Origin of the sequence: Spiroplasma endosymbiont of Dioctria linearis (genome assembly GCF_964030865.1) — a bacterium.
GTDB lineage: Bacteria > Bacillota_I > Bacilli_A > Mycoplasmatales > Mycoplasmataceae > Spiroplasma_A.
The window spans coordinates 1044315-1064221 of sequence record NZ_OZ034984.1; the positions used below are offsets into that span (position 1 = coordinate 1044315).

Here is a 19907-nt window from a genome sequence, read left to right on the forward strand (position 1 = left end):
TTTAATCACCAAACATTTCTAATATTTCTTTTTTATAAGTTCCATCATCATTGTGAATATATAAAGGTTCTAAAATTTTCATTCCATCATTACCATCATTAATTGCTTCAATAAGAACTCTTTTTGATTCTTGTTTTTCTTTAGAATAAACTATTTGTATTTTCTTTACTGAGAAATTATTTTGTTTCAATAAAATAATAATTTCATCCAACCTATTGCTTAAGTGAACCATAAGAAATTTACCACCATTTTTTAATGCTGTTTTTGCACTTTTTATTATTTCTTCTAAAGTTATTAATACCTCATGTCTTGCTGGAATTAAAAATTTACTTTTCTTATTAAGATTTGAGTCTTTATCTACTTTGAAAAATGGAGGGTTACAAAATATTAAATCATATTGGTTATTTTTATCCAAAACAAATTTTTTAATATCCATATTAACTATCTCAATTTGCTTTTCTAAATTATTTAATAATATATTTTTTTTTGCAATTTGACATGACTCTTCTTGAATCTCAATACCTGTAATTTTTGATTTAGTATATCTAGAGATTATTAATGGAATAATCGCATTATTTGTTCCAAAATCCAAAATGTTTTTAAACTTATTTGAAGGTTTCCAAAATCTAGCCAACAAAATTGAGTCAATACAAAAATTAAACATTTTATTATCTTGAATTATTTTAAGTCTTTTATAATTTAAAATGTCATTTTTCACTTCCATTAAATCACCTCATACATTTTTATAAAGAGATTTTCTAAAATCAAATTAATATAATTTGTTTCTTTTATTTCATTTATTGTATCTAATAAAAGCTCTTGTAAAAATTTTATATTTAAATTTATTGAGTTTTCAAAAGCTATATTCAGGTTTCTTATAATTTCTGGTCTTTCCATTTTTTTGAAAGTTATTAAATATTTTAATAACTTTGTCTTGTTCTTGTTTAAAAATAGATTAATAAGTTCTGAATCCATTTTTTCTTTTCTATTTTCATTTTCAATTGAGAATAGCTTGCATCTAGATTTAATAGTACTTAAAATTTTATTTCTATCTGTTGTTAATATAATTGCATATGTATTTTGAGGTGGCTCTTCCAAAAATTTTAGTAAAGCATTCGATGCACTATCACTTAAATTTTCACCATTTGATAAAATGTAAACCTTATTTTTATTATCTTCAATTCCTGAAGATGAAAATTTTATAATTAGTTCTTTAATATCTTCTTTTGATATTTTTGATATTGAGTCTCCAATATAAGAGATATTTAAATTATTTTTATTAACTGTTTTTAAACATCAATCACAATTATCATTTTCAAGCGAATTATTTAAACAATATATTTGTCTTAAAACCTCAGTTGAGATATTATCAAGATCAGTTTGATTTTCATTTGAGATTATTATTGAGTGATATAGTATTCTTTCCTTTATCAGTTCATTAATAATATTCAATACCTCCATTTTTTTCATTATTTTTTTGTTCTTTCATTAAGAGCATTATCGATTAAAAAATCTACTTGTTGCAAAACCTCATTAATTTGTTTTCTAGAATCCACAACTTTAATTCTATCTGAGTTTTCAGAAATTAAGATTTGATATCCTTCATAAACTGCTTCATGGAATTTTTGGTTCTCTTGTTCCATTCTATCAGCACTTCTTTTTCTATTCATTAATCTTATCTGAGATTCCTTTGGAGTTATATCAAAAAAAATTGTTAGGTCCGGTTTTGTTGAACCTAAAACAATGCTTTGTAATTCATTTACATCAGCCATACCTATATTTCTTGCATATCCTTGATAAGCAGATGTTGAATCCATAAATCTATCACAAACAACAATTGTTCCTTCTTTTAAAGCAGGTAGTATAATTGAGTCTAAATGCTGTTTTCTTGCTGCTACATATAAAAGAGTTTCAGCTCATGGATTAATTGAGTTTTTTTCATCTAGAATAATTCTTCTTAATTCCTCTGCCAATGGTTCTCCACCAGGTTCTCTTGTTAATAGAACTTTGTATCCCTTTTGAATTAAATTATCTTTAATCATTTTTGAAATTGTTGTTTTCCCTGAACCATCAATACCCTCTAATGAAATAAATAACATATTACAATTCCTCTAAACTAATCATCTAGTTTCTTTCTATTTAAAATTGCATCATTTAACGTCTCTTGGTCAATATAATCTAAAACTCCACCTAACGGAATTCCTCTTGCAATTCTAGAAATTTTCTCGCTTATTCCTTTTGCCTTATTAGCTATATAGTTTGAAGTAACTTCTCCTTCAAATGTTAAATTTAAAGCTAGCAATAATTCTATACCTTTATTAATTCTAACAAATAATTCACTTATTTTTATTTTTTCGGGACCTATATTTTTATTTAAATTTATTTCACCATTTAATACATGAATTATCCCGTTGTAATTACTTTTGGCAATTTTTATAGCATCAAACTTTGTAGAAACGACACAGATAATATTTGGATTTCTATTTTTATTATCACAAAAAGTACATTCTCCATTTTCTCTAAAGTAAAAACATATATTGCATTCACTATATGAATCCCTTATTTGAGATATTATAGATTCCAATGAGCTAATTTTATTTTTGTTAATTATTAAATCAAAAACAATTTTTTCAGCCGCTTTTTTACCAATTCCATCAATGGTTTTTAACTCTTCAATTATTTTATCCATTAATTCACAACCTTAATATTTTGATCTCCTAAAATTTCTTGAGCTCTTTTTAAATATTCATTTTCTTCATTATCATCTTTTGTTTTTAACATTTCATAGAAAGACTCAGTGTTAATACTTTCAAAGTTAGCCAATTTATTGTTATCTTTTCTATCCATAAATTCAATTCTAATTTCAGATCATCTTTTTTTATCTAAGGAGATTATTTTTACTTCCTTACCAAAGTATTTATATATTAACTTTCTTATTTCCGAATTTTGAAGTCTATTATTAATTCATTTTGATATAGTTCTTTCCTCAGATACTAAGATAATAGAATCTTGACTAGACGCTGTTATTTTTGAACCATAAAACATAATAAAATTTTCTATAAATTTGGAACTATTATTAATTACATCTTCATCAAAAATACGCTCAAATTTTTCTTCAAAATATTTTCTTGCTTCTTTATTAGCACCTACTAAAACATTAATAATCTGATCATTTGTAAAATCTATAAAATTTTTATAAGTATTTGATTCTGAAATTAATAATTTCATTTGCAGTTTTAAGAATTTAGATTTTCCATTTTCTTTAAAAAAGTCTGCTATATTATTTTTAATTTCAAAGCTATTATCTTCTATATTTTCCTTTTGAATATTTTGAGATTTAACTTCCTCTATATTTTCCTTTTGAATATTTTGAGATTTAACTTCCTCTATATTTTCTATTAGTGTTTCAATAGGCTTATCAAATAAAATATCTTTGGAGTTATTTGATTCTTCTGCCTTTGGTTCCTCTCAATTTATTTTGGAGCTGTAGATAGAAGCAATATCTTCTTCTATATTATTAACACTTATAAGTTCATTAGTAGAAACTGTTTTCAATATATTTATTAATATATATTGAAAACTTATATTTGAGTTTTTAGACTTTGTATAAGAGTTAGATATGTTATCTGCTAAATCAAACAATATTTTTATATTAGTTTCATTAAAACTATTAAATTCATCAATTGTTAAATTTTTCAAAAATGCATAATCTTGTGTAAGCTTAACTTCAATTATTTCTTTAATAATATCTAATAAACTTAAAGTCATTGTTTGGAAATCAATTCCTTGATTATTTGAAACTTCAAAATAGGATATTATTTCTTTTGTATTACCTTGAATTACATTTCTAATAATATTAATTTTTTCCATTTTTGTAGCAATATAAAATATTTTCTTAAGAATTTCAACGTTAACCTCTTGACTAGAAATTGTTAAGGCTTGCTCTAAGTAATTAAGAGCATCTCTTAAAGATCCATCTGACATGTAATAAATCTCGCTTAAAGCTTCTTTAGTTATTTGTTTTCCTTCTAAATTACATATTTCTTCAACTTTTTGTTCTAAATTTACTTGAGCAATTTTTTTAAAATTAAACAGCTGACATCTTGAAATTATTGTTGCTGGAATTTTTGAAAATTCTGTAGTTGCCAAAATAAAGATTACATGTTTAGGAGGTTCTTCTAAAGTTTTAAGTAACGCATTAAAAGCAGAGTTTGATAGCATATGTACTTCATCAATTATATAAACTTTATACTTAGAAAAACTTGGTAATAAAGATATATTAGATTTTATATGTCTAATTTCTTCAACTCCATTGTTTGAAGCTGCATCTATTTCAAATATATCAGAGTGTGAATTATTATTAAATTCTTTACAACTAGTGCAATTATCACACGGGTTATATCCATTTAAATTTTGACAATCAACTATTTTTGCAAATATTTTTGCAATTGATGTCTTTCCTGTTCCTCTTTGACCAGAAAATAATAAAGCATGACCAAATGAATTTGAATTAATCTGAGATATTAATATTTCTTTAATTCCAGAATGCCCTGCAACTTGGTCAAAATTCTTTGGTCTATATTCTCTATAAAGTGACTTCTTATTCTCCATTATTTTTACTCCCCTTGCATAAATATTTTACCTAGTTATTTCCTCAAATTTAAAAAGAATTCTTTTAATTCGCTTTCAAAAACTTTATATTCCTTATGATCTCCCATTTTTTCAAATTTTATATCAGTTGATATTCTATTATAATTGCACTTTATATTATCTAAATAATATAAAACATTCTTTATATTGGCTTCTTCAATAACTGTAATACACATCAAACAAGGCTTTAATGTAGTTACTAACTTATATTCTCCCAAATTTTTAGTTCTCATTCTTTTATACATTTTATTTAAGACTCTAATTTCAGCATGATTTGAAAAATTATATTTCTTTTGCCTACTATTAAACGATTTTGCAACAATTTTATTATTAGTATCAATTAATAAGGCTGATACTGGAACATCCTTATTCTTCTTACATTTCTTTAATTCTTTAACTAGTATATTAAAAATTAATTCCATAAAAAAGTTCTCCTAAAAATAAAAAAAGTCACTGTACAAGGCACTAGATTCTTATGGCTGCTACCTTCCGGTCCTGACCAACTTCGAACGTCACCCTTACAATGACATTTATATAATAACATTTTTTGGACAAATTTATAGTCTTTTTATTTTTTCTAAATTGTTTCACGTGAAACAATTTAGAAAAAATAAAAAAAATAATGTTTCACGTGAAACATTATTCTAAAAAGTTAATATTACCTAAATAAGGTTTTAAAACATCAGGAATTAATAGTTTATTACCATCATAATAATTTTCTAAAATAGCTGCAAATAATCTATCAATTGCTAATCCTGAACCATTTAATGTGTGTACATTTTCATTCTTACCGTTTTCATTCTTATATCTTGCCATTATTCTTTTTGATTGAAAATCTAAGCAGTTTGAACATGAAGATATTTCCCTATATTTATTTTGATGTGGGAATCAAACCTCTAAATCATAAGTTTTTGCTGATGAAAACCCTATATCTCCTCCACATAATTCAACAACTCTATATGGCAGATTAAATAACTTTAGACATTCTTCTGCATCTACAAGCATTTTTTCTAATTCTAAGTAAGATGACTCACTATCAGTAATTTTAACCATTTCAACTTTATTGAATTGATGTAGTCTTATTAAACCTTTTGTATCTCTACCAGCACTACCAGCTTCTTTCCTAAAACATTGAGTAAAAGCAGTTAAATACATAGGTAATTGAGATTTTTCCAATATTTTATCTCTAACAATATTTGTCAAAGGAACCTCAGAAGTTGGTATTAAGTATTGATCACCAATTTTATATGCATCTTCTTCAAATTTTGGAAGTTGACCAGTTCCAAACATATTTTCCTTGTTTACTATTAAAGGAAGACACATTTCCTTGTAACCATTGTTTGTATGTCTATTAATTAGTATATCCGCAAGAGCTCTAATTATCTTTGCCCCCAAATTAGTATAAACAACAAATCTTGAACCAGACAATTTTGAACCTAGTTCAAAATCTACTAACCCTAGCTTTGATGCAATATCTCAGTGTGCTTCACCATTATTCTTTATTTTTCCTACTTTTCATGTCTTAATCTCAACATTATCTTCTTCGTCTTTACCTAAAGGAATGTTTTCATTTGGTATATTTGGTATATAACTCAATTTATAATTAATTTCCTGGTTAATTGTTTTTAGATCATTATCTAACTTTTCAACCTTTTGATTTATTTTTGAAACCTCATTTTTTAATTTTTCAATTTCATCTTTTTTATTATTTTTACTTAAAATTCCAATATCTTTTGAGATTTTATTTTTTTTAGCTTTTAATTCTTCTACTTTAAAAGTTACTTCTTTTCTTTGTGAATTTAGTTCGATAATTTCTTTTAAATCTGAATTAAAATCCTTATTTCTCTTTTTTAAACTTGAATTGACCTTATCAAAGTCACTTTCAATTTTATTTATATCTAGCATTTTTATTCACCTTTATTTCATTCTAATGTAGTTGATGTAATAGTTTCATCCTCTTCTAAGTTAAACCCAATTACCCCAGCAGAGTTTCTTGATTGCAAGTTGATATCTTGAGCACCAATTTTTATTATTTTACCTTTTGAAGAAATCATTAAAATTTCATCTGTTTCTCTAATTGCCAAAAGAGATTTAAATTTTCCTGTCTTATCACTAAGTTTCATTCCTAAAACACCTTTAGCACCTCTACCAAAAATATTATACTCACTTATAAGTGTTTTTTTAACAATCCCTTTTTCCGATATTGTTGCCACACTTTCATTTTTGTAACTTGAACATGAAGATACAACAAAATCATTTTTGTCTAATCCCATACCTTTTACTCCTCTAGAAGATCTAGACATTGGTCTGAAATTATCTTCATTTACTTTAATTATTTTTCCATTCAATGATGCTATTAAAATTTCAGTACCTCCAATTGTTGGTATTACTGAAACTAATTTATCTCCTTCGTCTAAATTAATTGCAATTTTTCCAAAGTTATTAATTCTGTTAAATTCTTCTATTTCAACTTTTTTAACAACTCCTTTTCGAGTTACAAAAAGTAAATATTTAAAGATATTTTTTTTATTTTTTAAAGGTAGAATCGATGTTACTTTTTCAGATGAATTTATTCCAATAAAGTTAATTACTGGAACACCCCTAGCATTTCTAGAAAATTGTGTTATATTATAGGCTTTAATTCGATAAACTTTTCCTTCATCTGTAAAAAATAATACATCATCTTTTGTTTTACCAAATTTTGCAATAGAAATATTATCTTCATGATTATTATTTATAATGACACCCTTACCACCACGTTTTTGAGTTTTAAACTCCTCATTAGAAAGTCTTCTAATATATCCATCTTCTGATAAAGTTATTAGCATTTGACTATCTTGAATTAACTCTTCATCATCAATTTGAGTTTCATCCTCTTCAATAATTTTTGTTCTTCTTTCATCACCAAATTTATTTACTATTTCTTCAAGTTGACTAATAAGTAAATTATTTTGTTTCTCTTTTGAAGCTAAAATTTCTTCAAGTTCAGATATTCTTATTTCTATATTTTTAATATCTAATTCTACTTTTTCTCTTTCCAATCCTACTAATCTTTGTAATCTCATATCTAAAATTGCTTTGGATTGTTTTTCGTCAAATCCAAAAGCTTTAAATAATTTTTGATGTGCAATTTCAGTAGTTTTTGATTCCTTTATAATTTTTATAATTTCGTCAATATGATCTAATGTAATTCTAATTGCATTTAGAATATGTAGTTTAGAATTTAACTTATTTTTTTCAAAAATACTTCTTTTAACAATTATTTCAATTTGATGCTTTACATAAAATTTAATTATATCTTTAATGTTTAAAACAACAGGAATACCATTATTTAGAGAAAGCATATTTATTGCAAAGCTAGATTGTAGATTTGTATATTTATAAAGTTTTTTAATTATAAGTTGAGGGTTAGAGTTTTTAGATAATTCTATAACAATTCTAATTCCTTCATAGTTAGATTCATCTCTAATATCTGAGATACCCATTATAATTTTGTTTTTATAAAGTTCTACAATTTTTTCAACAACCTTTAATTTATTAGTTTGGTATGGAATTTCACTAACAACAATTCTTTGATTTTTGCTAGTTTCTTCAATATCAATTTTTGATCTTATTATTAAATTACCTTTACCAGTTCTGTAACCTTCAATCATACTTTTTCCATTTGTCATTAAAGCTCCTGTTGGAAAATCAGGACCTTTAATAAACTTTAAAATATCATCAATTGTCATTTGATCATCTTTTATATATGCAATAGTTGCACCTATAACTTCTCTTAGATTATGAGGTGGAATATTAGTGGCCATACCAACAGCAATACCAGTTGCTCCGTTAACTAAAAGATTTGGAAAATAACCAGTTAAATACTTTGGCTCTCTTTCAGAAGCGTCATAATTATCAACAAATGGAACTGTTTCCATATCAATATCTTTCAATAATAAAGATGTAATTTTTGAAAGTCTTGCTTCAGTATAACGCATTGCAGCTGCACCATCACCATCAATTGAACCAAAATTCCCATGGCCTTCAACCAATGGATATCTGTAAGAAAAATCTTGTGACATTCTAACCATAGCTTCATAAACTGATGAATCTCCATGAGGATGATATTTACCAATAACTTCACCAACAATACGAGCAGACTTTTTATGAGGAGTATCTGATGTAATTTTTAAATCATTCATAGCATAAATAATTCGTCTATGTACAGGTTTTAATCCATCTTTTAAATCAGGAAGAGCTCTACTAACAATAACACTCATTGAGTATTCTAAAAAATCTTTTTCAACTTCACTTTTAATGTCCATTTCCAAAATACGACCGTGTTTTATTTCACTCATTTAGTTATACCTACCTATTTTTAAATATCTATATTTTCTACAAACTGTGCATTTTCAGTAATAAACTGTTTTCTTAAATCTGCATTTTCTCCCATTAAACTAGAGAAAACTTCATTTGCAAGAAATGCATCTTCCACTTTAATTTGAATCATAGTTCTTCTTTCTGGGTCCATTGTTGTTTCTCATAACTGAATAGGATCCATTTCACCAAGTCCTTTATATCTTTGAATTGTATATTTTAATTCTTTATATTTTTCTTCTTTTAATTGATCAAGTTCCAAATCATTATATGCATAGTCAAAAATATTTTTTCCATTATCAATTTTATATAACGGTGGCTGAGCAATATAAACATTTCCATTTAAAATTAATTCCTTCATATATCTATAAAAGAAAGTTAACAGTAATACTCTTATATGGGCACCATCAACATCAGCATCGGTCATAATAATTATTTTTCCATATCTTAATTTTTTAAGATCAATATCATTTTTAACACCAATTCCAACTGCTGCAATAATAGATTGAATCTCATTATTATCAAAAACTTTAGACTGCTTTACTTTTTCAACATTTAAAACTTTTCCTCTTAAAGAAAGAATTGCTTGTGTTTTTCTATTTCTACCAGTTTTTGCACTACCTCCAGCAGAATCACCCTCAACAAGATATAATTCACATTCTTCAATATCTTTTGACTCACAATCTGCTAATTTTCCAGGTAATGAAAAATTATCAATTGCTGATTTTCTTCTTGTATCTTCTCTTGCTCTTTGAGCAGCTTTTCTTGCTTTTTGAGAAACTAAAATTTTCTCAACAATCTTTTTAGCATCATTTGGGTTTTTCAATAAGAATTCTCTAAATGCTTCATTTGTTATTTCTAAAACTGCTTCCTTAGCATCTGTATTAGATAATTTTGCTTTTGTTTGTCCCTCATATAAAGGATCTCTATGTCTAATTGAAACAACAGCTACAATTCCCTCTTTTAAATCATCTCAAGTAAATTTATTACCTTTAAAGTTTTTTAAATCATTAGTGTAAGAATTAACCGCTTTTAATAATGCACTTCTAAATCCCTCTTCATGTGAACCACCTTCAGATGTAAAAATGTTATTACAGAATGAAAATAAATTTTCATCATATGTTTCGTTATACTGAATTGAAATTTCAACTTCAATATCATTAAAACTATTCGACATATAAAAAATTTCATCGTGTACTTTTTCTTTTCCACTATTTATTTCTTTTATATAATCCTTTATTCCATCTTCAAAAATATAACTAAGATATTTATCATTTCTTTGATCATATAAATTTAATTTTAATTTTTTATTTAAAAAAGCTAGTTGTCTAATTTTATTTTGAATTACTTTAAAATCAAAATCTATAACCTCTTTAAAAATTCCTGGATCAGGTTTAAATTTTATAATTGATCCATTTGAATCAGAATTCCCAATTTCTTTAAGAGCAGTAGCATTTCTACCACCTTCAGAAAATCTTTGATGATAAATTTTTCCATCCCTTGAAATCATTGCTTCAACATATAATGATAATGCATTTACAACTGAAGCACCCACACCATGTAAACCACCTGAGACTTTATAAGTGGCTTCATCAAATTTACCCCCAGCATGTAAAATAGTAAAAATTGTTTCTAGAGTTGTTTTTTTTGTTTTTGGATGAATATCAACTGGTATTCCTCTCCCATTATCTTTAATTATTATTTCATTCTGATCAGTTATAAAAATAGATATTTCATTACAAAAACCTGCTAATGCCTCATCCACAGAGTTATCCAATATTTCTCAAATCATATGATGAAGACCAGTTTTATTTGTATTTCCAATATACATTCCAGGTCTTTTTCTAACAGCTTCTAATCCTTCAAGTACTTGAATTTGATTAGCTCCATACTTATTATTTTCCATAATAAAAATACCTCTCACTTACTTTAATTATATCATTTAAGTAAGTGAAAGGTATGTACATATAAGTTATTAATTTGAAAACATAGGTAAAATAATTTGACTCAAATCCATATCTTCAGAAGAAGAAATAACAATTGGTTTTTTAGAATCAATTAAATTAATTTCTACATTTTTAGTTTCAAAAGTTTTTAATGAATCAATTAAATATTTTGAGTTAAAGCAAATATTTTGTTCATCCAATCCTTTTAATTCAAATTCCTTAAAAATTTCTTCAAAACTACCAATTTGATGAATATTAGATTTAATAAAAATACTATCATTATTTAAAATAAGATTTACAACTGTTGACGTATTTTCTTCACTTGGAATATCTGCTCTTGATATTAGTTTAAAAAACTTTTTATTGTCCATATATAATGTTGTATTAAAATCTGTTGGAAATACTGCATTAACATCAGGAAATTGTCCCTCTAAGATTGTTGTTTGAAATAATGTATTATTAATTATAAAAGTTACATGACTATCAACTGAGACAATTTTACATTCTCCTTTTTCTGGTAATAATTTTATTAGTTCTAAAACACTTTTATGAGGTATATTAGTTTCAAACTTAGTTGGAATTTCATCAAACAACTTTATTCTTTTTCTTGATACTCTAAAACCATCAGTTCCAGTAATATAAAACATTGAATTGTCTATAGAAAAATTTAAACCTGCTAATACTATCTTTTGATTTCATTCATTTACAGAAATTATTGTTTGATTTAAACTTTTTTTAAGATCTATATTTTTTACTGTAACAATGTTTCCTTTTTCTCTAAAACCAATAGTTGGATAATCATTGTAATTTAAAATGTTTAATGAGAATTCAGATTTTTCTCCTGATAAGGAAACTAAATTTTCTTCTATACTAGAAACATTAACAATGTCATCGTCCATACGTCTAAGAATCTCAAGGAAATATTTACTTCTTATTAAGATTGAACCAGTTTCTTTTATTAATAAACCATTAGTTCCCATGTCAATAATTGTTTTTATTGACATTGATGTATTTGAAGAAATTAAAGAAACTTTATCTGCTTCAATTTCTAATAAAATTCCACTAATACTTGGTGTAGGAGCTTTTGAATCAATAATTCTATTACATTTATTTATCTCTTCAATAAAAGATAGCCTATTTATACTAAAGAACATTTAAAATACCTCCATATTTATTATCTATTATTTATATTATTATTATGCTCTTAAAATGTGGATAACTTTTAAAATACCAATAAAATAAGAACTTTATGAGAATATTTTACCACTTTATACAATTTTTTTATAATTAAGAAGTTATGTCCTTTTTAATCTTCTTTAATGTATTTTTAAAAATCTTATCTTCAGCAATAGCCTTTTTAATTTTATTACATGCATTTATAACAGTTGTATGATCTTTTCCACCGAACAATATACCAACTTCTGAATAATTTTTTTTCATTAGTTCATTTGTTAAATACATTGAAACGTGTCTTGCAATAACAACACTAGATACTTTATTTTTTGCATCAATTGATTTTACATTAACTCCATAATTTTGAGCTACAACGCTTTTTATTTTTTGAACAGTTATTTCTCCACCAGGAGCATATGAATAGTCCTCTAATAATTTTTGTATAGTATCAAGTTCAATTATTTCTCCTATTGAATCTTGTTCTTGTATTAGTTTAAATTCAATTTTATTAATTATTCCTTCAATTTTTCTTACATCAGATCCAAAATGAGATGCAATATATTTTTTTGATTCATTTGTTAAATTTAAATTTGCCATTTGAGTTTTATAATCAATTATTTTTAAAGCCGTTTCAACATCTGGTGGTTCAATTTTTATACTTAAACCTTGATTAAATCTTGAAACTAATCTTTTATCAAAACCATTTAATAATTCAGGGAATTTATCTGAAGTTATTACAATTTGTTTACCATCCTCAATAAAAGCATTAAAAATATTGAAAAATATTTCATTAGTTTTTCCACTATTTGCAAGAAATTGAATATCGTCTATTAATAGAACATCAATTTCATTCATTTCAGTTTTTGTTTGTTCTATTTCTTTGAAACCACCTAATAGTGAATCTAGAATTTCTTTTCTAAAATCATTTGATGCATAGTATTTGATATTTAAATCATCCTTTTGCAGATTTAGTTCATTATTTATAGCTTTAAGTAAATGAGTTTTACCTAAACCAGAATCTCCATAGATAAATAATGGATTTCATTTATTACCCAAATTATTTATCAAAGCTTTTGAAGCATTATATGCTTCACTATTACTTTTACCTGAAATAAAACTATCAAAATTAAAATCTCTTCCAATATTTTTTTTCTTACTTATTATTATTTCACTTATCTTTTTTTCTTTTTTAAATTCTTCTTTTGATAAAAAACTTATTGAAATATCTTTTTCCAATATTTTACTTATTTTGTCCTTAAGTTCTTTTACAATGTTTTCCAAATAATACTTTGATAAGTCTTTATTAACAACAATAACCTTCTGATTTTCTGAAAGATCTTCAATTGAAGCACTCTTTACATACTCTTCATATACGTTTGGTTCGATTAAATCAGAAGATATTAATCACTTTTTAATTTCTTTTCATAATGATATGTTACTCATTTTTTTACCCACCTTGAATACAACATTTAAATTATAAGTTATCCACATAGTTTTGATGTGTATAACTTTAAAAATATACCAAAAAATACTTAAATTGGGGATAAAAAAAGTTAAAATATGCCTTAAATAAAGGATGCTTCAACAGTTATCCACATACAAATATTATTAATAAGTTGTTAGAAGTTACACAAAATACAATAATTAGTATCAAAATATCTGTGTTTTAAGTTATAATATTTAGTGAAGTTTTGTTTTAAAAAAAGGAGGTATTTTATGAAAAGAACTTGACAGCCAAGTAAAATCAAGCATGCTAGAACTCATGGTTTTAGAGCTAGAATGGCAACTAAAAATGGTAGAAAAGTTATTAAAGCAAGAAGAGCTAAAGGTAGAGCTAAACTTACTGCATAATAATAAATATGAAAAACAAAAATATAATTAAAAAGAATCATGAATTTCAAAGCATTATAGGTTCTAAAAGATTTATTAAATCAAAGGAATTTGTGATTTATTTTAAAAAAAATACTTTAAATAGATTTAGATACGGAATATCTGTTGGAAAAAAAATGGGTAATGCAGTGTTTAGAAATAAAATTAAAAGACAACTAAGATCAATGATTTATGAATTATTAGATGATCAAAAAGATAAGAACTTTGATATTGTTTTAATAGCTAGAAATTTATTCTTAAATAAAGACTATAGCTTTAATTTAGAGGTTCTGCGAAAGTCTTTATCACAAATAAGTTAAAAGAGAGGTGAACATCTTGTACAAACAAGATTATTCTAAATATCTAAATAATAACAATAATAATAATAAAAAAACTACAAAAGATAAGTTAAAAATCTTTTGAGTTTGAACAAAGTTGATATTATTTGTATTTATTATTGTCTCAATGCTTTGAGGTTGTGTACAAATGTATCAACCAAAGTATACAGTTAGTACTGTTACTGATATGTCTGGAAATAAAATATTTTCTCCAGGTGTCTCTTTTGAAATAATTATTAATTCATTAGGTGATTGAAGTTCAAAAAATCATTGATTCAAAGTAGACAATAATGGTAATATGGTTGAATATGCCTTTAATCCAATATCCTCTTGAGGTCAGGCATTTACAGTCACTTCGTCTCCTTTTTATGGGTTCTTTGTTTACCCAATCTCTTGGGTATTAGTTGGGTTTATAAGTCTATTCTCTACTCACAATGAGAAAGGATTAGATCCTAATTCAGTATCATATGGAGTCTCAGCAATATTTGCAATATTCTTCACTTCTTTAATAATTAGAGGAATTACATTAGTATTTACTTGAAAAACACAAATAAATCAAGAAAAAATGCAGGGTTTACAGTCAAAACAAGCTGAAATTCAAGAAAAGTATAAGCATTCATCGGATCCAAGTGCAAAACAAAAACAACAAATTGAATTAATGGGATTATATAAAAAGGAAGGTATAAGCCCAATGAGTTCGCTTGCAACGTCATTCTTATCTATGCCTTTCTTATTTGCAATGTTCTCTGTTGTTAGAGCAACACATGCACTAAAAGTTGCAACTGTTGGTAAAATAACTTTGGTAGAGGTACCATTTGAACAAATAAAACAAGGGAACTGAATATATTTAACTTTAATTGTTATTTATTTACCCCTACAAATTACTTCAATGTTACTTCCAATGATACTGCAGATGTTTAAAAAGAAACCAAAATTAGAATCAGAGCAACAAAAAAAAGCTAGAAAAAAACAATTAATTATGCAAATAGTATTTATGGTTGTATTCCTATTCGTTGTATTTAATATTGCTTCTGGTGTTGCTATATATTGAATTTTCTCTTCGACATTCCAAATAATCCAAACTTTAGGTTTCCATTACTTAAAAGAAACTAGAGTTTCAAGATTAAAGAAAAAAAGAGAAAAACAAAATAATAAAAATAAGACATTAGCTGCAAAAGTCTCAAATGAATCTAAAAATAAAAAATAATAAAATAAATCACTTCCTAATAAGTAAAAAGTCAAAAACAAAACTGGTTTTTTATGAAAAAATAAACGAAGTGATTTTATTTATTTCTAGCCAAAAAAGAATTGAAATAATGAAGTTTTTAAATGAGCAGCTCTTAAAAATTTCTAAAATTAAAATAATATCAATTTTTAGAATTGAATCAAAGAGTAAAAATGTAATTGCATATGATTCAATTTTTGAGCTTAATAAAGAAACAAAATTGAATTTATGAAGGGTTATTAAAAGCTTAATAAAAATAAAGTTTAATATTTTTTTGGATTTTGAGATTATTAATTTTAATATTTCAAATAAAAATAAGAAAGATTTCAATAGATTAAAACTGAATAAGATTATAAATAATGTTCTACTTTCAAAGCAAGAAGAGATATTACCATCATATCCAAAGCCTTTGAGAAAAGAAATTAATATGATAATTTCCAAGTATAATAACCTTAAAACAAAGACATCAGGTCAAATTGGCGAAAGAAAAATTAGAATAATATACAAGTCAGAACATTAATATTCTGATTTTCTTTTTGTTATAATCAAGATTGGGAAGTTGGTAAAATGAAATTAAATATAAATGATACTATAGTTGCTTGTGCTACTAAAATAGCAAAGCAAGCAATATCCATTATTAGAATATCTGGAGAGAATGCTTTTAAAATTACAAATAGGCTATTAAAAAATAAATTAACAAAGAGTAGCAACATTCAAATTAGAAAATTATTTGATAAGAAAGATCTTATTGATGAATCCTTAATTTTGACATTTGCAAATGGTAATTCATTTACAGGTGAGGATGTTGTAGAAATACAATGTCATGGAGGAATTCTACTTACAAATCATATTGTATCTCTATTAATATCATATGGAGCAAGACCAGCCCTACCAGGTGAATTTTCTCAAAGAGCTTACTTAAACGGAAAAATAAACCTTATACAAGCTGAAAGCATTAATAATTTAATTGATTCTAAAAATGAACTGTCCCTAAAAATTAGCGCTCTAAATTTAGAAGGAAAAAATCATAAGTCACTAATAGATATGAAAAATGATTTAATAGATTTAATTTCAAAAATTCAAACATCGATTGATTATCCAGACTATGATGACGTTGAGGGTTCAGGTCCTGAAGAAATTATTGAACAACTAGATTTTTTAAAACAAGAAACCTTAAAAATATTGGATATAAGTAAAAGATTTAATTTTTTAAAAACTGGAATAAATACCCTAATACTTGGAGAAACAAATGTTGGAAAATCGTCACTTTTAAATACTTTAATTTCAGAAGAAAAAGCTATAGTAACAGAAATCGAAGGTACTACTAGAGATATTGTTGAAGGAGAATTAAATTTTACAAATTTTACACTAAATTTAATAGATAGTGCAGGTATAAGAAAAACTGATAATAAGGTTGAAAAAATTGGAATTGAAAAAAGTATTTCTTTAATCGATACATCAAATCTTATTTTATTTGTTATAAATAAAGGTAAAATTAATTATGAGATATATGAAAAAATAAGAAATAAAAAACATCTCGTTGTATTAAATAAATCTGAATTACTTAAAAAAAATGATATTGAGGAGATTAGAAGAGAGTTTAAAGATTTAGTTGTTGTTTCTGCTCTTAAGGGAGATATAAAGGACCTTATTAGCAAAATTGAATTAGAATTTAATAATGAAGATATTTTAGAAAGTGATATTCCAGTTTTATCTAATTTATTTCATATAGAAATGTTTAAAAATATATTAAAATTATTAGAAAATAGTTTAAAAAATATTAAAGAAGGTTTTACAACTGATTTAATAAATGTAGATCTTTATGAGATTTTAAAAATTCTAAATAATCTTTTAGGAATTTATGATGCAGATGAAGAAGTTATTGACAATATTTTTAGAAAGTATTGTTTAGGAAAGTAGGTTTAAATTATGGCAGGTATATTTGATACACACACACATTTTAATGATGTTGTATATAAGGAACAAGAGATTGAAGTCTCTGAAATGATAAAAGATGCAAAAATAAATGGAGTATCTCATTTTTGTTGTGTAGGGTTTGATATTGATTCTTCTAAGGAGGCATGCAAGTATGCTTTAAAATATCCTAATGTTTATGCAGCAATTGGTATTCATCCTAATGATGTTTATAAATTTAAAAAAGAAGATCTATTAGAAATTGATGAAATGGCTCATAGTGATAATGTAGTTGCAATTGGAGAAGTGGGACTTGATTATTTTTATACAGATGAACATAGGGAAATTCAAAAAGAGTTTTTTAAAGAGCAAATAAAAATTGCAAAGAAAAATGAACTAGTAGTTATGATGCACATTAGAGATAAGGATGATTCAGAACAAGCTTACTTAGATGCATTGGAAATTTTGGATAAACTTCAAGTTAAAAGAGCCATAGTACACTGTTATACAAGAGGAATTGAACTTGCAAAAAAATTTACTAAAAGAGGTTATCTAATATCAATACCAGGTGTTGTAACATTTAAAAATGCAACTAAACTTCATGAAACTGTGGAGAAGTTATCTTTAAATGAAATGATTGTAGAAACTGATGCACCGTATTTAACTCCAGAGCCCAAAAGAGGAAAATTAAATATGTCTAAAAATATAGCTTATACTATTGAAAAAATTGCAAATATTAAAAAGCTTAATAAAGCTGATATTATTGAGGCAACAACAAGTAATGCAATGAAGATATTTAAAATAGCATAAAAAAAATTGGTTTTATAAAACCAATTTTTTTTATGATAAATAAGATGTTTGACTACCTTTTTTAACATTTTTTGCGTTTTTACCGTAGTAATCATTGTCAATTCTTTGGTTAATAGTTTTTTCAAATACTTTTGAACCTTCAATAACTCCAGTTAGTGGATTTGGTGTTAAATGACAAGGTACTGAGAAAATCCCATTAAAGTACTCTTTAATACCTCTTATTTTTGATCCACCACCACATATTGTAAATCCATTAGTAATTATATCTCCTGCTAATTCAGGTGGTGTATTTTCCATTAATTCAATTAATAAGTCTGTAATTCTACTAAAAGCGTTAACTAAAACGTTTCTTATTTCTTCAGAACTAATAATAGCTTCTTTTGGTAATCCTGAAATAATATCTCTACCAAAAACAGACATAGTTCTTTCACCTTTATATTTTGCTAATGAACCTAATTCTTTTTTTACTTCTTCGGCAGTTTTATCACCAATTGTTACATTATATTCTGATCTGATGTATTTTTTTACTTCTTCGTTAAATGCATTTCCTGCAATTTTAATTGATCTAGAAATAATTATATCTCCAGCTGAAATAATTGCTATATCAGTAGTTCCTCCACCAATATCAATTACTATATTTCCTTTTGGAATTTCAATATTAATTCCTGCTCCTAAAGCTGCCATTTTTACTTCCTCTTCAACAATAACAATTTCAGCTCCCATATCGTAAGCAACTTGTTTTAAAGCTTCTCTTTCAAGTTCAGTTACTTCACTTGGACAAGCTAATAAAATAATTGAATTTTTTCATTCATTTAACATTTTTAACTTACTAAATACATGTTTTAACATATCTCTTGCAGCGTCTAAATCTGTAATTACACCATCTCTAATTGGTATTTCCATTCTAATATTATCATTAGTTTTTCCAATCAAATTATATGCATCTTGACCTAATGCAACTAGTGTATTAGTCATATTGTCATATGCCATAATTGAAGGTTCGTCGTAAACTATACCCTGTCTTCCTACATAAGCCAATATGTTACTTGTTCCTAAATCCAATGCAATAAATGTACGTTCCTCTATTTTCATAAATACCTCCTATGTCATAAAGTTTATAATATAATTATACCTTTTTTAATTAGATAAAACAATACAGCTTTTACTTAATTTTTAATATAATTGAATTTTGAGTTTTAATAAATAGTTGAGAAGACTTTTCATTTTTTGGTGATTCTTTAAATTTAAATATACCTAAAAATTTATATCCTTTATAAATAAGATTGTCTTTAAATTTTGCAAATACTATTATATCGTCATTTTCATTTTTTAATTTTTCATATCTTTTTACTTTCAATTCCTCTGATCCAGTATTATTGTACAAAGTTATTTCTTCTAGATTTTCCGAAGGAAATATTGCATATTTTTCTAATTTCATTACTTCTTCCTTCTTTTTTGTTTCAACAAAATTAATAAATCAAACACGACAATTATCATTGACTCTATTGTTGTTTCCCTTAAGAATACTTTTATTGTTTATTGTAAAAAACTTAAATATAATTTCAGAAATTAATTCATAATAGTCATTATTCTCTTCTATTTTTATAGTGTGATTATCCATGC

General features: G+C 25.2%; 19 protein-coding genes and 1 other RNA gene. 6 read left to right on the top strand and 14 right to left on the bottom strand.

What is annotated here, in order from left to right; all coding sequences use genetic code 4:
* Position 1: 1 nt before the first annotated feature.
* From AAHM84_RS04550 to dnaA, 12 genes are all read right to left on the bottom strand, one after another.
* On the bottom strand, positions 2-724 hold the full coding sequence (locus AAHM84_RS04550) for a tRNA1(Val) (adenine(37)-N6)-methyltransferase (RefSeq protein WP_342258728.1): 723 nt from the start codon (positions 722-724) through the stop codon (positions 2-4).
* Positions 724-1470 carry a hypothetical protein gene (locus AAHM84_RS04555; RefSeq protein ID WP_342258729.1) on the bottom strand — a complete coding sequence of 249 codons (747 nt, stop codon included), beginning with the start codon at positions 1468-1470 and terminating at the stop codon, positions 724-726. The genes AAHM84_RS04550 and AAHM84_RS04555 overlap by 1 nt, the downstream gene beginning before the upstream one ends.
* On the bottom strand, positions 1470-2099 hold the full coding sequence (tmk, locus tag AAHM84_RS04560) for a dTMP kinase (protein WP_339029956.1): 630 nt from the start codon (positions 2097-2099) through the stop codon (positions 1470-1472). The genes AAHM84_RS04555 and tmk overlap by 1 nt, the downstream gene beginning before the upstream one ends.
* A gap of 17 nt (positions 2100-2116) precedes the next feature.
* A complete protein-coding gene (locus AAHM84_RS04565; protein ID WP_342258730.1) occupies positions 2117-2689 on the bottom strand; it encodes a toprim domain-containing protein in 573 nt (190 codons plus the stop codon).
* A complete protein-coding gene (dnaX, locus tag AAHM84_RS04570) occupies positions 2689-4611 on the bottom strand; it encodes a DNA polymerase III subunit gamma/tau (protein ID WP_342258731.1) in 1923 nt (640 codons plus the stop codon). The genes AAHM84_RS04565 and dnaX overlap by 1 nt, the downstream gene beginning before the upstream one ends.
* Before the next feature lie 35 nt (positions 4612-4646).
* Positions 4647-5072 carry a deaminase gene (locus AAHM84_RS04575; RefSeq protein ID WP_342258732.1) on the bottom strand — a complete coding sequence of 142 codons (426 nt, stop codon included), beginning with the start codon at positions 5070-5072 and terminating at the stop codon, positions 4647-4649.
* A 15-nt stretch (positions 5073-5087) separates the two neighbouring features.
* Positions 5088-5185: signal recognition particle sRNA small type (gene ffs / locus AAHM84_RS04580), an RNA gene on the bottom strand.
* Between the two features lie 104 nt (positions 5186-5289).
* A complete protein-coding gene (gene serS, locus AAHM84_RS04585) occupies positions 5290-6555 on the bottom strand; it encodes a serine--tRNA ligase (protein WP_342258733.1) in 1266 nt (421 codons plus the stop codon).
* Between the two features lie 2 nt (positions 6556-6557).
* Positions 6558-8990 carry a DNA topoisomerase (ATP-hydrolyzing) subunit A gene (gene gyrA / locus AAHM84_RS04590; protein WP_342258734.1) on the bottom strand — a complete coding sequence of 811 codons (2433 nt, stop codon included), beginning with the start codon at positions 8988-8990 and terminating at the stop codon, positions 6558-6560.
* A gap of 20 nt (positions 8991-9010) precedes the next feature.
* Positions 9011-10915 (bottom strand): DNA topoisomerase (ATP-hydrolyzing) subunit B, encoded by a 1905-nt coding sequence (gene gyrB, locus AAHM84_RS04595; RefSeq protein WP_342258735.1) that lies wholly within the window; start codon positions 10913-10915, stop codon positions 9011-9013.
* A gap of 69 nt (positions 10916-10984) precedes the next feature.
* Positions 10985-12109 (bottom strand): DNA polymerase III subunit beta, encoded by a 1125-nt coding sequence (dnaN, locus tag AAHM84_RS04600; RefSeq protein WP_342258736.1) that lies wholly within the window; start codon positions 12107-12109, stop codon positions 10985-10987.
* A gap of 133 nt (positions 12110-12242) precedes the next feature.
* Positions 12243-13571: a chromosomal replication initiator protein DnaA gene (gene dnaA / locus AAHM84_RS04605; protein WP_342258737.1), complete on the bottom strand. Its 1329-nt coding sequence runs from the start codon at positions 13569-13571 to the stop codon at positions 12243-12245.
* A gap of 273 nt (positions 13572-13844) precedes the next feature.
* On the opposite strand from dnaA, the gene rpmH reads away from it, so the two are divergent.
* The 6 genes from rpmH to AAHM84_RS04635 are packed head-to-tail and all read left to right on the top strand — an operon-like array spanning position 13845 to position 18284.
* Positions 13845-13979, top strand: coding sequence for a 50S ribosomal protein L34 (rpmH, locus tag AAHM84_RS04610; RefSeq protein ID WP_020836790.1), 135 nt, complete (start codon positions 13845-13847; stop codon positions 13977-13979).
* An 8-nt stretch (positions 13980-13987) separates the two neighbouring features.
* Complete coding sequence (gene rnpA / locus AAHM84_RS04615) at positions 13988-14317, top strand: ribonuclease P protein component (RefSeq protein ID WP_342258738.1); 330 nt, start codon at positions 13988-13990, stop codon at positions 14315-14317.
* 16 nt (positions 14318-14333) lie between these two features.
* Entirely contained in the window at positions 14334-15542 is a 1209-nt protein-coding gene (gene yidC / locus AAHM84_RS04620) for a membrane protein insertase YidC (RefSeq protein WP_342258739.1), read from the top strand.
* Positions 15520-16080 (top strand): hypothetical protein, encoded by a 561-nt coding sequence (locus tag AAHM84_RS04625; protein WP_342258740.1) that lies wholly within the window; start codon positions 15520-15522, stop codon positions 16078-16080. Before yidC ends, AAHM84_RS04625 begins: the two co-directional genes overlap by 23 nt.
* Before the next feature lie 53 nt (positions 16081-16133).
* Positions 16134-17480 (top strand): tRNA uridine-5-carboxymethylaminomethyl(34) synthesis GTPase MnmE, encoded by a 1347-nt coding sequence (gene mnmE / locus AAHM84_RS04630; RefSeq protein ID WP_425289578.1) that lies wholly within the window; start codon positions 16134-16136, stop codon positions 17478-17480.
* A gap of 9 nt (positions 17481-17489) precedes the next feature.
* Positions 17490-18284, top strand: coding sequence for a TatD family hydrolase (locus tag AAHM84_RS04635; protein WP_342258742.1), 795 nt, complete (start codon positions 17490-17492; stop codon positions 18282-18284).
* Between the two features lie 30 nt (positions 18285-18314).
* On the opposite strand, the gene AAHM84_RS04640 is transcribed toward AAHM84_RS04635, so the two are convergent.
* Both AAHM84_RS04640 and AAHM84_RS04645 read right to left on the bottom strand, forming a co-directional pair.
* The gene (locus AAHM84_RS04640) at positions 18315-19376 is read right to left on the bottom strand and encodes a rod shape-determining protein (protein ID WP_342258743.1); all 1062 of its coding nucleotides are present in this window, start codon (positions 19374-19376) and stop codon (positions 18315-18317) included.
* A 70-nt stretch (positions 19377-19446) separates the two neighbouring features.
* Entirely contained in the window at positions 19447-19905 is a 459-nt protein-coding gene (locus tag AAHM84_RS04645; RefSeq protein ID WP_342258744.1) for a hypothetical protein, read from the bottom strand.
* Positions 19906-19907: the final 2 nt, after the last annotated feature.